Annotated in this window: 12 protein-coding genes and 2 tRNA genes; 3 read left to right on the top strand and 11 right to left on the bottom strand. The window is 40.4% G+C overall.

Annotated elements, in window-relative coordinates; genetic code table 11:
• Positions 1-119 precede the first annotated feature (119 nt).
• From BBP83_RS12965 to BBP83_RS12945, 5 genes are all read right to left on the bottom strand, one after another.
• Complete coding sequence (locus tag BBP83_RS12965; RefSeq protein WP_068889234.1) at positions 120-1,520, bottom strand: ATP-binding protein; 1,401 nt, start codon at positions 1,518-1,520, stop codon at positions 120-122.
• A 31-nt stretch (positions 1,521-1,551) separates the two neighbouring features.
• The gene (locus BBP83_RS12960; RefSeq protein ID WP_068889232.1) at positions 1,552-3,054 is read right to left on the bottom strand and encodes a UvrD-helicase domain-containing protein; all 1,503 of its coding nucleotides are present in this window, start codon (positions 3,052-3,054) and stop codon (positions 1,552-1,554) included.
• Positions 3,055-3,074: 20 nt separating this feature from the next.
• Positions 3,075-3,857: a bifunctional phosphoribosyl-AMP cyclohydrolase/phosphoribosyl-ATP diphosphatase HisIE gene (gene hisIE / locus BBP83_RS12955; protein WP_068889230.1), complete on the bottom strand. Its 783-nt coding sequence runs from the start codon at positions 3,855-3,857 to the stop codon at positions 3,075-3,077.
• Positions 3,858-4,045: 188 nt separating this feature from the next.
• On the bottom strand, positions 4,046-4,933 hold the full coding sequence (locus tag BBP83_RS12950) for an SDR family NAD(P)-dependent oxidoreductase (RefSeq protein WP_068889228.1): 888 nt from the start codon (positions 4,931-4,933) through the stop codon (positions 4,046-4,048).
• 304 nt (positions 4,934-5,237) lie between these two features.
• The gene (locus BBP83_RS12945; protein WP_068889226.1) at positions 5,238-6,515 is read right to left on the bottom strand and encodes an O-acetylhomoserine aminocarboxypropyltransferase/cysteine synthase family protein; all 1,278 of its coding nucleotides are present in this window, start codon (positions 6,513-6,515) and stop codon (positions 5,238-5,240) included.
• 310 nt (positions 6,516-6,825) lie between these two features.
• Here BBP83_RS12945 and ettA point away from each other — a divergent pair, with 310 nt between their 5' ends.
• On the top strand, positions 6,826-8,487 hold the full coding sequence (gene ettA, locus BBP83_RS12940; RefSeq protein ID WP_068889224.1) for an energy-dependent translational throttle protein EttA: 1,662 nt from the start codon (positions 6,826-6,828) through the stop codon (positions 8,485-8,487).
• A 61-nt stretch (positions 8,488-8,548) separates the two neighbouring features.
• On the opposite strand, the gene BBP83_RS12935 is transcribed toward ettA, so the two are convergent.
• Positions 8,549-8,962: a tetratricopeptide repeat protein gene (locus BBP83_RS12935; RefSeq protein ID WP_068889222.1), complete on the bottom strand. Its 414-nt coding sequence runs from the start codon at positions 8,960-8,962 to the stop codon at positions 8,549-8,551.
• Between the two features lie 431 nt (positions 8,963-9,393).
• On the opposite strand from BBP83_RS12935, the gene BBP83_RS12930 reads away from it, so the two are divergent.
• The gene (locus BBP83_RS12930; RefSeq protein WP_068889220.1) at positions 9,394-10,359 is read left to right on the top strand and encodes a cation diffusion facilitator family transporter; all 966 of its coding nucleotides are present in this window, start codon (positions 9,394-9,396) and stop codon (positions 10,357-10,359) included.
• A gap of 35 nt (positions 10,360-10,394) precedes the next feature.
• On the opposite strand, the gene BBP83_RS12925 is transcribed toward BBP83_RS12930, so the two are convergent.
• From BBP83_RS12925 to BBP83_RS12905, 5 genes are all read right to left on the bottom strand, one after another.
• On the bottom strand, positions 10,395-10,736 hold the full coding sequence (locus BBP83_RS12925; RefSeq protein ID WP_068889219.1) for a zinc-ribbon domain-containing protein: 342 nt from the start codon (positions 10,734-10,736) through the stop codon (positions 10,395-10,397).
• 152 nt (positions 10,737-10,888) lie between these two features.
• Positions 10,889-10,964, bottom strand: a tRNA-Glu gene (locus tag BBP83_RS12920).
• A gap of 30 nt (positions 10,965-10,994) precedes the next feature.
• Positions 10,995-11,070 (bottom strand) — tRNA-Ala (locus BBP83_RS12915).
• Positions 11,071-11,127: 57 nt separating this feature from the next.
• Entirely contained in the window at positions 11,128-12,636 is a 1,509-nt protein-coding gene (gene gltX, locus BBP83_RS12910; protein ID WP_068889217.1) for a glutamate--tRNA ligase, read from the bottom strand.
• 130 nt (positions 12,637-12,766) lie between these two features.
• Complete coding sequence (locus BBP83_RS12905) at positions 12,767-13,063, bottom strand: hypothetical protein (protein WP_068889215.1); 297 nt, start codon at positions 13,061-13,063, stop codon at positions 12,767-12,769.
• A gap of 813 nt (positions 13,064-13,876) precedes the next feature.
• Between BBP83_RS12905 and BBP83_RS12900 the strand changes: the two genes are divergently transcribed.
• Entirely contained in the window at positions 13,877-14,896 is a 1,020-nt protein-coding gene (locus BBP83_RS12900) for a sulfate ABC transporter substrate-binding protein (protein ID WP_068889213.1), read from the top strand.
• Positions 14,897-14,898: the final 2 nt, after the last annotated feature.

Raw genomic sequence — 14,898 nt, 5'->3', positions numbered from 1 at the left:
GGGACATTATACGCCGACTGAAAGTTTTCTTAGAGCAGTGTGACAGCGCTCGAAGATCAATCGGAGATTCATGACGCGATCTTGAAAATTAATATTAGCGCACAATTTTGATCAATCGATTACAGCAAGGTATTTTTACTGATATTGGGGTCGATATTGACCAGTAAACGAATCAATTCCTGTTGTTGTTCTGTATTTAACTGTTCTTGGATTTGTTGCAGTACCGATTCTGCGGTGGCATTTTCTAAAGTTGACTCTTGTAATAAAGGGAGTTCATCTTCTTTTTCGATAGAGGGTGTGTTTTCGGTCAAATTTAGTTGTGCATAAATTTCTTCAAAACGTTGTTGTCGTTGCTCGGTTGGTATTGGTAATAATTGTTTATTTTCCAGTTTAAGACATTGAAAGCCCGATGCCTGTTCTAATAGTTCAAGACGGTTACCAGTGGCAATAATTTGCAGGCGAGGGAAGGCTTGGTGTAAGCGTGGCAAAATACTTTGTGCCATGTTTTGATCGAGCTGATGATCAATGGCATCAATTAATAGAATGCCGTCACCTTCTTCACAAGGGTATAGACTGGACGGATTCAGCAGGCACATGCGTCGGACAATATCACCAATCAATGCGACCAAATTACGGATACTATTTGAGAGTTGTTGAAACTGCATGGTTTTGCCTTGATAGCTCACCATGAGTTGTAGCTTAGGGTGGTATTGCAAATAAAGATTGCTAAATTCGGGTAACACAATTTCGAGTGCGCGTCGTAACGATTGTAATGCTGGCGCTCGAATTTCGGCATGAGCCTGTGCAATTCTACTGGCAATATAATCTGATGGCGTGGCATTGCTAGCCAATGGTAATTTATTTTGATTTAAAATATCTTGAACCATTTGCGCACTTTGTGCATTTTCAATATCGCAGACTTCGCGCAACCATTCAAAAAAGCGTGGAAAAGTAGTGAATGGGATGGCTGATATTTCATAGGCATGTGCAGCCTGAAAAATAGCGGGATTATTTTTATTCAACAAACTCACTTCATTGACAAAGCGTTCAGCAGGATAGTAAGCAATGAGTGGCAAGCCCAATAATGGATCATCCACCAAGGCTTTTTGATAGCAGGCTGCTAAGTGTTCAAGTTGCTGTGTTTCGGCTTTGCTGATACCGAAACCCTGACTGTTTATAGTCTTATATAATTGCCATGTGCAACTTCGTTCATTTGCATCCTCTGCATGATTAATACTGAGAGCTGGAATTTCTGCAGGATAGCGAATGCGAATATCAATTTTCGACTGAAGGCGGTTCAGCATAATGTCTTGATCAAGCATGACCAATCCTGCTGTGCGTAAGTCTTTATAGCGGGCGGCAAACCAAGTGAGGGCTTGATAGGTAAAACGTAAAATGCTAGTTTTGCCCGTACTTTGATCACCCAATATTAAGGTAATCGGTTGATCATGATAGTGAAATTCGGCCAATAGGTCATTGAAGTGTAAGGTGTGCTTCAGCTGGATGGATTCAATTTTCATTTGGCACCTTCAATGACTTTAAAAAGATAAGTTAGCCCATCGTCTTACGCAAAGATTGTGGCATTTCTCGCTTGAGTTGTTGCATCAAATCATAAATATGGTGAATATTTAAGCTGACTTTAGCACGTGTACAAGCCACATAAAGTAACCGTAACTCTTCGTCACTAATTTTATAGTCTTTTTCATTCAGCCTAAATTGATAGTCATCTTCAATATGCACACGATTCCATTCTAAACCTTTGGCTTTATGTGCGGTTGAAATAATGTAGTCGGCTTGACCAATTGGGGTGATTTTTGCCAAAGCGCGTTTGAGTGGATCAGTCCCATGGTCATCGACCAATTTCACCAAGGGTTTAATATCACTGCCGTCGCTGGTTTCGCAGTATTCGTGCACATCATGCCAAGAATTAAACCACGCCAGTTCGGGTACATCGACCACACGTTTGCCTTGTTTGAGCATGGCGGCTGCATCAACAAAACGATTTAATTTGGCATGATCTGCTTGTAAGCTGACTTTTTCACCCTGTACCAAACCAGCTAATAGTAATTCCATGGCTCGTGCATTGGTTCGACATAAAATCGCATCACGTTGTTTAATGTGCGGTTTATTGACCACTTTAGAATTCATTAGCGGATTGCCGAGTAAGGGCACGGTTTCATGCAAGGCACCTAAAATGGCATTGGCATTCAGTGCAATTTCTTCGCCAAAACGAAACGAGGTGGTCAAACGCGATTCTGGTAAAGGCAATTGTCGCATGGCGTTGATTGCACCGCGCCATGCATAAATTTGTTGATGTGCATCACCGACATAAATCACTTGGGTATTACGTTGTTTGAGCAAAATACCCAACATGAGTGGGTCTGCATCTTGTGCTTCATCAAACAACACATAATCAGTCGGGATGTTGGGTTCAGACAAAGCCCATAACTTGAGATAAATGTCGTGGCCAATACCTGCCTGATGGTGTGGGTCAATTGATTCCAACCATCGACGCTCGACCGAAGGATATAAATGTTTTTGTAAGGCATCAATATCATCGGGATGAAGCCAGCTAGGCGCTTGCAAATGTCGCGGTGCAGGGTACTGAGAGTTGGTGGAGCAAAAATGACTGACGGCATTGGCCACTAAACTGGCCAAACGCGATGGCATTAAGACATATTGTTCATAGCGTCCACCCATCATTCGTCGGAGTGTAATGGGGGTTAAGCGGTATTCTTTGGCAATAAAACTTGGGCTTAAACGGGGTAGGCGAAGCTTATCGGTGACTCCACGTGGAACGCTGCGATAAGCCAGTGAGTGAAATGTACGACAGTCGACGTTACCATGAAACTTAGTTTGTGCTTCTGACGCAATGACTTTATTAAAAGCCAAATACATACCACGACGTTGTGGCATCGCCTCGCTAATCATTTGCAAAGTGGTGGTTTTACCAGTACCTGCATAGGCAATCACTTTAAATGATTTACCAAGACGAGCGTTGTCGATGGCAATGGCTTGCTCATAGGTGGCGCTCGGTTTTGTTTGTTCAGTCAATTTAAGGTGCCAATATTCAATTAATGCGAACGGTTGGCTTTTTCAACCAAGCCTGAAAGACCTTGGCGACGTGCTAACTCATTTAAAACCACTTGTGGCTCAATGTCGAAATAGCCCAACATCACAATCGTGTGGAACCATAAATCGGCAACTTCATAAATTAAATCATTTTTATTGTCTTCTGATTTGTCGGATTTAAAATCTTTAGCAGCAATAATGGTTTCAATACTTTCTTCACCCATTTTTTCTAAGATTTTATTTAAACCTTTTTGATACAGCTTTGCCACATAAGATGATTCAGGGTCAGATGCTTTACGCTCTGCCATCATTTTACCTAAATAGTTTAATACTTCGACTTGTTCTGATTGTGCCGTTGACGCGTTCATTGCCAGCGTATGTGGATTTGTCGTTTTTGCGCCGTAAATTTGGTTCGGATCTTTTATCTGTGCATCGACAATTTCCCAACCATTGGCGGTGAGTTTACGGTAAAAGCATGACTCTCGACCAGTATGGCAGGCAATGCCACCATGCTGTTCAATTTGTAGCACAATGACATCGGCATCGCAGTCTAGACGAATTTCATGCACGGTCTGAAAATGGCCAGACTCTTCACCTTTGTGCCAGAGTTTTTGGCGTGAACGGGAAAAGTAAACCGCTTGATTTTTTTCTGCCGTTAAAGCCAGTGCTTCACGGTTCATCCACGCCACCATCAACACACGACCTGTTTGATGATGCTGTGCAATAGCAGGCACTAAGCCTTGTTCGTTAAATTTTACTTCATCGAGCCATTGCATGTTGTTCATGTGGATTACACCTAAAATTTTGTTCAAATAGATAAAATGCGACAAAAATCGCAACACATAGTGTACGGCATCGTACTGACATTAAGGAACTAAATCTTAATCAATTTTTGATGGGTTTTTTATTTTGGACTGAAATGAAAATAAGCCCATGATTGGGCTTATTTTAAATGGCTAAAACAACTTTGAACTTACCAGTGCTCGCCTGGGAACAAGCGGGCATATGCTTTTTGCACAATATTTAATTTTTCTTGTTTGCCCACAGACGCAGACGAACTTGGGAATAGATTGTAACCAATTGACATCAGTTTGTTGTTAATGTCCGGTGCAATAGAATAAGTCAGCGATGCAAGACGACCTAAATTGGTTGCTACTTTTTTCGGACGCTTCACAATCGCATAAGCGATTAAGTCGGCGGCTTGTTCAGGGGAAAGCGTCGGAACGTATTTATAAATTTTGGTTGGTGCAATCATTGGGGTGCGCACCAGTGGCATATAGACCGAAGTAATGGCAATTTTATGTGAATGCACTTCAGCAGATAAGCAACGGCTAAAGGCATCTAGCGCGGCTTTAGATGCCACATAAGCAGAGAAGCGAGTTGCATTGGCTAAGACACCAATTGAGCTAATATTGATGATATGACCATCACGACGAACCATCATTTGAGGCAAAATATTCATCACTAAACGAATTGCACCAAAGTAATTCAATTGCATGGTGCGTTCAAAGTCATGAAAGCGGTCAGTCGATTCGTGTACAGCACGACGGATTGAGCGTCCTGCATTGTTAATTAAAATATCAATATGATCGACAGAAGCTAAAATTTGCTTTGAGACCTCGTCAATCGAATCCATGTCATTTAAGTCGCAAGGAAAAACGGATGCAGTACCGCCTTTTGCTTCAATTTCTGCTTTGACTTCATCTAAAGTGTCTTTAGTACGAGCAACCAGTAATACATGGGCACCTGCATCGGCTAAACGATGGGCTGCTGTTAAGCCAATACCACTTGAAGCACCTGTAATTAATACGGTTTTACCATTCACTTTTTCTTGAAAGCGTTTTTCTAATCTTGGTTTCACGTTTAGTTCCCTGATCTGAATAAATGGATTCAGTACATTTGTTTTTATTGCTCATACATACTGTCTTTACTTATCGAAAGTCAGCATTGTTCCGTGAGGCTATGATAGCGGATTTGATTTGAAAATCTATAATTTAACTTGTTGAATTTACAAATAAATTTAGAGTATTTGCTCTAAAATAAAGCATCTCTATAGTCAATTTTTACCATGAATAAAAAATAAAGCAAGGGAATACTTAAGAAAAATTTAACGATAAAAAAAGCCTTCCTCATTGAACGAAGAAGACTCTTAGCAATCAGAAAAATTAAACGCTGGCGAGTGCTTGCTCTAAATCGGCAATTAAGTCATCGATATGCTCAATACCGACTGAAAGGCGAACCATGTCTATACTCACGCCTGCCGCTTTAAGTTCTGCTTCATTCAACTGACGATGCGTGGTGGTGGCAGGGTGGCAAGCCAAACTTTTTGCATCACCAATATTCACTAATCGCGTGAATAATTGCAGTGAGTCAATAAAGCGTGTGCCGCCATCTAAGCCATCTTGCACGCCAAAAGATAAAATTGCCGATGGTTTGCCTTTGACATATTTTTGCGCCAAGGCATGTTGTGGGTGATTTTTGAGGCCTGCATAGTTGACCCATTTTACTTTAGGGTGCGCTTGTAGATATTCGGCTACTTTCAGGGCATTTTCAGTATGGCGTTCCATACGTAAGCTGAGGGTTTCTAAGCCTTGCAGAATTAAAAAGACGTTGTGTGGGCTAATGGCTGCGCCAGTGTTTCGTAAAGGAACCACGCGGGCGCGGGCAATGTAGGCTGCTTCACCTAAAGCTTCGACATAGTTAACCCCGTGATAACTTGGGTCGGGTGTATTGAGTACTTTGAAGCGTTCTGGGTATTTGCCCCATGGAAATTTACCGCTATCGACGATAATGCCACCAATAGAGTTGCCGTGACCACCAATGTATTTGGTCAATGAATGCACCACAATATCTGCGCCAAAATCGAAAGATTTTTGCAGTACAGGGGTCGCTACAGTATTGTCTACGACAACAGGTACACCATATTCATGGGCAATTTTAGCGATGGCTTCTAGGTCAATGATATTACCCAGTGGGTTACCAATGGATTCGACAAAGACCAATTTGGTTTTTTCATCAATTAAACCGCGCAATGCTTCTGGGTTTTGATAATCAAAGAAACGCACTTCAATGCCTTGCTTGGGTAAAGTGTGCGCAAAAAGATTGTAAGTGCCACCATAAAGGGTAGAAACAGAGGCAATATTATCGCCCGCTTCGGCAATGGTTTGAATGGCGTAGGTGATGGCGGCCATACCTGAGGCCAATGCTAAAGCGCCAATCCCACCTTCTAATGAAGCAACACGCTGTTCAAGAACGGCTGTGGTTGGATTCATAATGCGAGTGTAGATATTGCCTTGCACCTTTAAATCAAATAAATCGGCCCCATGTTGAGTATTATCAAAAGCATAAGATGTGGTTTGATAAATAGGTACAGCCACAGCTTTAGTGGTCGCTTCGGGTGAGTAACCTGCGTGAATCGCTAAAGTTTCATCTTTATAAGTCATTTTTCATCATCTTCGTGAGTTGGTTATTTAAACAGTTTATCAGGTATCTATATGAATAAAAGTGCATATTTATAGAATTGAATATCTTATTTACTGATAATGCTGATGATTTTTCAGCATTTAGCTGAACAGATTTAAGCATGCAACTGCATGTATAAAATTTAAACTATTCAATAGTTGTAACATTCTATTGAAGATGCGAGCTATGCCTTATTTTTTCGGTGCTTTCATCGTATAATGTCCCAAATATTTGTTCGTAAAATGTTATCGTTATTTTGCGAATGTTGCTTTTTTTATAGAGGAGTCCTACGTGGCCCAATATATTTACACGATGAACCGTGTGTCGAAGATGGTTCCGCCGAAACGCGAAATCTTAAAAGACATCTCTTTATCATTTTTCCCAGGCGCAAAAATTGGTGTGCTTGGTTTAAACGGTGCAGGTAAATCTACCTTGCTTCGTATTATGGCTGGCGTAGATAAAGATTTCTCAGGTGAGGCGCGTGCGCAACCGGGTATTAAAATCGGTTACCTTGAGCAAGAGCCACCATTAGATCCAAATAAAGATGTTCGCGGTAACGTTGAAGATGGTTTACGTGAACCATTAGATGCTTTGGCACGTCTTGATGAAGTGTTTGCTGAATATGCGGCGGAAGATGCTGACTTTGACAAACTTGCAAAAGAACAAGAGAAGCTAGAAGCTATTATCCATGCTTGGGATGCGCATAACCTTGGCAACCAAATGGATCAAGCAGCTGCAGCTTTGAACCTGCCAGCTTGGGATGCGGACGTCAATCTGCTTTCAGGTGGTGAACGTCGCCGTGTTGCATTGTGTCGTTTGCTTCTCTCTAAACCTGACATGTTGCTTCTAGATGAACCGACGAACCATTTGGACGCAGAGTCTGTGTCATGGTTGGAACGTTTCTTGAAAGACTTCGCAGGTACAATTGTCGCCATTACGCATGACCGTTATTTCTTAGATAACGTTGCAGAGTGGATTCTTGAGCTTGACCGCGGTATGGGTATTCCTTATCAAGGGAACTATACGTCTTGGCTTGAGCAAAAAACTGCGCGTTTAGAGCAAGAGAATAAGCAAGAAGAGTCTTTTGCTAAAGCCTTGAAAAAAGAACTTGAATGGGTTCGTTCAAATGCTAAAGGTCAGCAAAAGAAAAACAAAGCGCGTATGGAGCGTTTTGAAGAGCTGAACTCGCGTGAATTCCAACAACGTAACGAAACTTCAGAAATCTACATTCCACCTGGTCCGCGTTTAGGAAACAAGGTTGTAGAAGTTGAAGGTATCAGCAAATCGTTTGATGGTCGTTTACTGTATAAAGATTTAACCTTTACAGTGCCACCAACAGCAATTGTGGGTATTGTCGGTCCGAACGGTGCGGGTAAAACTACACTATTCCGTATGATGACAGGTGAGCAACAACCAGACACAGGTACGATGGTACTGGGCGAGTCGGTTAAAGTGGCTTACGTGGGGCAAATTCGTGATACCTTAGATAACAACAAAACGGTTTGGGAAGAAGTTTCTGGCGGTTTGGATATCTTAAAAATTGGTGACTACGAAATTGCATCTCGTGCCTATATTGGTCGCTTTAACTTTAAAGGCCAAGATCAGCAAAAACGCGTAGGCGAATTGTCAGGTGGTGAGCGTAACCGTTTACAACTTGCGAAAATCCTGCAAATGGGCGCAAACGTAATCTTACTGGATGAGCCGTCGAACGACTTGGATATTGAAACTTTACGTGCACTTGAGGATGCAATTCTTGTCTTCCCAGGTACAGTAATGGTGGTATCGCATGACCGTTGGTTCCTTGACCGTATTGCAACGCATATCTTGTCATTTGAAACTGAAACGCCTGAATTTTTCACGGGTAACTATCACGAGTTTGAAGAATATCGTCGTAAACGTGATGGTGATGATTTAACAGCTAAGCGTCAAAAATATCGCAAAATTGGTGGTTAATCCCTAATCTTGCTTTAAATAAAAAAACCAGCCTTCGCGCTGGTTTTTTTATTTAAGATATTTAAGAAAAGGCAATTTTTTCATAGGTTTGAAGAAGTTCATGTTTTGCAGTGTGATGACCTTGGTCTGTTGCCTTTTTTAGCCAAAATTCAGCATGACTAAAATTTTTGTCTAGCCCCAATTCTCCATGGAGATAACCGATGCCTAATTTGTATTGCGCTTCTTGATGACCTCTTAAGGCAGCGCGTAAAAAGTTCCACATGGCATTGCGGTAATCGGCTTGAGATAAATCGGTCGAATTCTCTGCATGGTGCAATAAGAAATCTTGATGATGTTGATAGGCGAGATGTTCGAAATATTGACCTTGTGCATAGTCGTGATTGGCTTCCAGTAAAGTGGTCTGCATTCCTTGCACCTCTTGGACTGAAGGGTGTAACAAAGTAGAACTGATCATTTTTATAAATTGTTTGATCATGCTGAACTCCTTTATAAGCGTTACGTTTTTTTGTGCGCTATTGTTTAACTTAACGTAAGTAAAAGTATTTTCACGTTACTTTTTGTTGTTTATTTTCTAAATGAAGCAACTTAAAAACTAATATGAATAAAGGGCTGAATAGGCTCAATCAGTGACTATGTGGTGTTTTGAGATTTAAAGTGATGTGAATTCTTATACTGAATGATCGTAAGCACTCATTTAATAAAAATGTGAACTGTTTTTTTAATTTGTAGCGCTCTAAATTTAAAAAACTCTATCCGTGTTCATTTGGTAATTGAAATTTTAATGTATCGTTCGGATTAAAATAAAGTTGGTACAAATCATATAAATAATGCTCTTAGTGTAATTTTATTACTTACCGATCTCTTGTTAGTCTTAAATATACTCATCTGCAAATAAAGTTGACAATAATGAGCCATGATCATGAACATTCACATGCAGTCGTCACCGAAGGAAATGCGAAGAAGTTAACATTTGCGTTGATTCTTACCTCTACTTTTTTAGTTATAGAAGTCATTGCTGGTTTTCTCACCCAAAGTTTGGCCTTGCTTTCCGATGCGGCGCACATGTTTACTGATGCGGCGGCCTTAGCCATTGCTTTGGTTGCGATTAAGATTGGTAAACTCCCCGCAGACAATAAGCGTACATTTGGTTATCAACGTTTTGAGATTTTAGCCGCGTTGTTTAATGCCTCGATGCTATTTATTGTGGCGATGTATATTTTATATGAGGCTTATCAACGCTTTTCTACACCAGCTGAAATTCAAAGCACTGGTATGATGATTGTGGCGATTATTGGCTTGATCATTAACTTAATTTCCATGCGAATTTTATTTTCCAGTTCGCAAGATAGTCTGAATGTAAAAGGAGCGTATCTCGAAGTATTGAGTGATGCTGTGGGTTCCGTTGGGGTGATTCTTGGTGCTGTAGTGATTTATTTTACGGGTTGGGTGTGGGTTGATACGCTGATTGCGGTATTGATTGGTTTCTGGGTGTTACCACGGACATGGGTGTTACTGAAACAAAGTATTAATATTTTATTGGAAGGTGTGCCAGAAGAAATTGATATTGAAAAATTGCGGAACGATTTATTGAGCTTAAAGGGTGTGGAAAGTATCCACCAGTTAAAAGTCTGGGCGATTACCTCTAAAAACATACATTTGACCGTGCATTTATTTGCACCTCATGCAAATTGGAACATGCTCTATCGTGAAGCGATGGAAGTGCTGAGCCATGAGCATGGTATTACGGAAATGACGCTACAAATAGAAGATGATGAATGTGTTGCGCACTCACATATTCACGACGAAAAACAGTCTGAGCTTATTGTAAAAGCAGATGATTTACATGATCACTCAAATTCACATCAGCATTAAGCACTGATGTGAATTGAGACGTGAGGATGCTGAAATTAGCTTTCCCACTCGTGATTACATTCACGGCATTTCCATTTTTTTTGGGATTGCATAAAGGCCTGCATAGAAATTTTAAAATCGGGTAAATCTCGGTAAAACAAAAAGCCTGCAATCACACATACAATAAAGACCACTACAGTCGCGACTTGTAGTGTCGAACCTGCACCATTACCAAAAATCCACATTGCAATACTGATGAGTACCAAAAGCAAGAGCACAAAGATGGCTGGAATTAAAAAAACCAAACTTTTAGGCACGACTGGTCGAGCAGCAGGTGCTCCAGCTTGGGCTTGTGGCATAATTTTCGGGCTTTGACATTGAGGGCAACGGTATTGCATTACAACTCCATAATTTTAATCTATTGCTTATTTTAATCGGAATGGCGCAGAAAGCAAAAAAGCTTTAGAAAACGCAGCTCATAAATAACAGGCAATAAAAAACCCAAGTCATAATGCTTGGGTTTTTTACTAAGATGTCGCCATCTTGAATATGGCGTCCCTACGGGGATTCGAACCCCGGTTACCGCCGTGAAAGGGCGATGTCCTAGGCCTCTAGACGATAGGGACAATTGAGGCATACACAGGTAAAACGTTATTTGGTGGAGTCAAGGAGGATCGAACTCCTGACCTCTACAATGCCATTGTAGCGCTCTACCAACTGAGCTATGACCCCAGTCTGTGTGAGCGCTATATTATGGATATAACGCGCACTCGTCAACTAAAAAATCAATTAAGCGTCATCAACTGCGTCATTTTTCGGCAATTTTAAGCTTTCATTGAGTTTTTCCCAGACTTTTGCTTCTTTTTTACTCGGCCCGCCCACAATTTCAAGGGCATGACGTAAACGCGCAAAGGTTAAATCTGGGCCAATGGTCACCATAGATTGCATCACTGGCGTTGAAGATGTTGAACCTGCAATGGCAATAAAGAATGCAGGCATGAAATCACGTAGCTTCACTTCCATCTGATTGGCTAAATCCATAAGCGTTTGACTCACAGTGTCATTGTTCCACGTGAATAAGCTTTCTAGACGCCAAATGGCAAATTGTAGACTTTGGCGAACTTGCTCTTCAGTCAATTTTTTGCTTTCAAACTGTGCTTTATGCAGTGTTGGGAATTGGTTGAAATAGAAACCCGCCCAATTCACTGCTTCAGAAAGTAAATTAATACGTGGCTGAATGGCTGCGGCAATATCTTCCAACGTTTGACGGTCAGATTTCCATGCCAATAAAGTATTGAGTAATTCGGCAGGGGTTAAACCTTTAATCCACTGACCATTGAGCCAATTCAGTTTTTCCACATCAAAGATTGGGCCACCCAGTGATACACGCTTAATATCAAAGTGTTCAATCATTTCAGACAAAGCAAATTTTTCACTTTCATCTGGCATTGACCAACCCATACGACCCAAATAGTTCAGCAAGGCTTCTGGTAAAACCCCAATATCTTTGTAGTAATTGATGGATGTTGGGTTTTTACGTTTAGATAACTTTGATTTGTCAGGATTACGTAGTAAAGGCATGTGGCAAAGCACTGGCATATCCCAACCAAAATACTGGTACAACAACTGGTGTTTTGGTGCTGATGGAATCCATTCTTCACCACGAATGACGTGAGTGATTTCCATTAAATGATCATCGACAACGTTTGCTAAATGATAGGTTGGCAAACCATCGGTTTTAAGCAAAATTTGCATATCCACTTGTGCCCATGGGATTTCCACTTCACCACGAAGCATATCGTCAAATTTACAAATACCTTCAGTCGGTATTTTCATGCGAATCACATGATCATCGCCAGCGGCCAAGCGACGTTGTACTTCTTCATTAGAAAGCAGTAAACCGCGACCGTCATAGCGTGGAGACTCACCGCGTGCCTGTTGCTCTGCACGCATTTGGTCTAGCTCTTCTGTTGTTGCAAAACAGTAGAAAGCATGGCCTTTTTCAACTAATTCAAGTGCGTATTGTTTATAAATACCCATACGTTCAGACTGGCGGTAAGGCGCGTGTGGGCCACCAATATCTGGGCCTTCCGACCAATTCAGACCTAACCAACGCAATGAATCTAAAATCATTTTTTCAGATTCAGGTGTAGAGCGTAGTTGGTCGGTATCTTCAATACGCAGAATAAATTCGCCACCATGTTGTTTTGCAAAACACAGGTTAAATAAAGCGATATAGGCTGTACCAACATGAGGAAAGCCAGTAGGAGACGGTGCAATACGGGTACGGACGGTCATAACTGAGTATTATTCGGAATGTAAATTGAGACTATTATAACGAAAAAGCCTAGTCACTTAATGCTAAATTCAACATTCAGTGACTAGGCTGAGCATCAGGCTTCAAAAAGGGAATGAAGCTGAAGAAAATTTAAGAGTTATTGGGTGTAAATAAAGCTTGTACAAAGCGGGTAAAACTTTGATTTTGTGATGCAAAAAAATTCTGTGTCGGTGCTACTTTAAGTGCAGTTAAGACTTTTAAATTGTCATCTGAATGCAATTTACCTTCAATTTTTTGTTGATGAATCGCTTTTTCAATTAAGGATATTTTTTCAGCAGGCAATGCTGTCTTACTATTTGTAGATTTACTAATGGCCGCTGTATGTCCAGCTTGTGCGATGGTTAGGCCTAAAACTAAAAATAGTGTAGAAAATAAAGATGATTTCATGTTAAAGATTCCCCTTTTTAAATCCTTAAACCAGTTGAACTTGGTTATTTTTTAATATTAATACTACGATTTAACCATCTTTTGCAATAAAAATACGGAACTGCGTCACGGTTGTTGCAAAAAGATAAAGAAAGATGATTAACAATACACCAAATTCAGCACGTTTATACTTGCTAAGATACTTTGTAACAAACAAGTATGGAGATTCCGTGAAGAGATGAGGCTTACTGTGACTGATTTAGCAAAAAATGAGCAATGGATAGCAATTTTTTAGATATCGTTGGGAAATAAAACCTAAGAATTTAATATTATAACTGGCTGATTATTCTATTTATTTATGTTTTATTAAACAGCGCGTAAAACCTTCTCATTTCTGTTGATGATCTGCACTGGAAGAGCCTGCGACGAACAAGGCTAAAGTGAAAGAGCTGGTAAAAAATGCGATTAAAATGTCAAAGAATTGGATTGAGGTACACGATCTCTATTCGAATTTTAGCCAGCGTACAAAAAATATTTGGTTAACAGAGGGATTTTTGATCAGATTTATAGTGAGAAAAATGAAGCAGTAAATCGATTTTCCACCTAATCAATGAAGCAAATAATTTAGGATTATTCGTTTTTTTAGATATAGAAAGATAAAAAAGGTATATATAGAAGATAAATAAAGTGTATTGTCAGTTTTATTCATTAAAACAAAGAATTAAGCCCCAAAATACGTCCATTTGAGAAGATGAGAGGTGATTCTGGCGCATTGATGTGAATGGTTTTATTCCATATATTTAGCGCTATTAAAGATAAATTTTTAGTACTCCTATGAAAAATCAATTAAAAGTTTGGCTTAGCGTTGCTTTGCTTTGCACTGGTGTTGCAATGACCGCAACCACGGCTCAAGCAGCTGACCGTGAATTTTTAAATGTGTCTTATGATGCAACACGTGAATTTTACGATGAATTCAACAAGTCTTTTGGTGGTTATTGGAAAGATCGCACAGGTAAAACGGTCAATTTTAAACAGTCGCATGGTGGCTCAGGTAAACAAGCCCGTTCTGTGGTTGATGGGCTAAAAGGGGATGTGGTGACTTTGGCTTTGGCCAATGACATTGATGAGATTGTTAAATCGGGTCAGATTCAGCCGGGTTGGCAAAAAGAGTTTCCATATAACTCTGCGCCTTATACCTCAACCATTGTCTTTATGGTGCGTAAAGGCAATCCTAAAAATATTAAAGATTGGTCAGATTTAACCAAGCCCGGCGTGCAAATTATTACGCCAAACCCAAAAACGGGGGGACTACCACGTTGGGTCTATCTCTCTGCTTGGGGCTATGCGTTAAAACAACCCGGTGGTAATGATGCTAAAGCCAAAGATTTTGTGGGCAAGATGTATCACAACGTGAAAGTAATGGACTCGGCGGCACGCGCATCTATGACTACGTTTGCAGAACGTGGTATTGGTGATGTCTTACTCACTTGGGAAAATGAAGCACTGGTGACTCAAAAAACCTTGGGTAAAGGCAAATTTGATATTGTTTATCCATCTATTTCAATTTTGACCGAGCCTTCTGTGGCTATAGTGGATAAAACAGTCGAGAAAAATGGCAATAAATGGTTAGCGACAGGTTATATCAATTATCTATATTCTCCATTGGGCCAAGAAATGGCAGCGAAACATTTCTACCGTCCGCGCAATGCTGAAGTTCTAGCTAAATATAAAGCGCAATTTCCACCATTGAAAACGTTTACTATTGATGAAGTCTTTGGTGGTTGGGCCAAAGCACAACAAGCCCATTTTGTGAATGGTGCAACTTTCGACCAAATTTATAATTCAAAACGTTAATT

This window comes from Acinetobacter celticus, from assembly GCF_001707755.1.
Classification (GTDB): Bacteria; Pseudomonadota; Gammaproteobacteria; order Pseudomonadales; family Moraxellaceae; genus Acinetobacter; species Acinetobacter celticus.
Note: the sequence above shows the minus strand (reverse complement) of the source record. Positions and strands in the feature narration are given on the sequence as shown.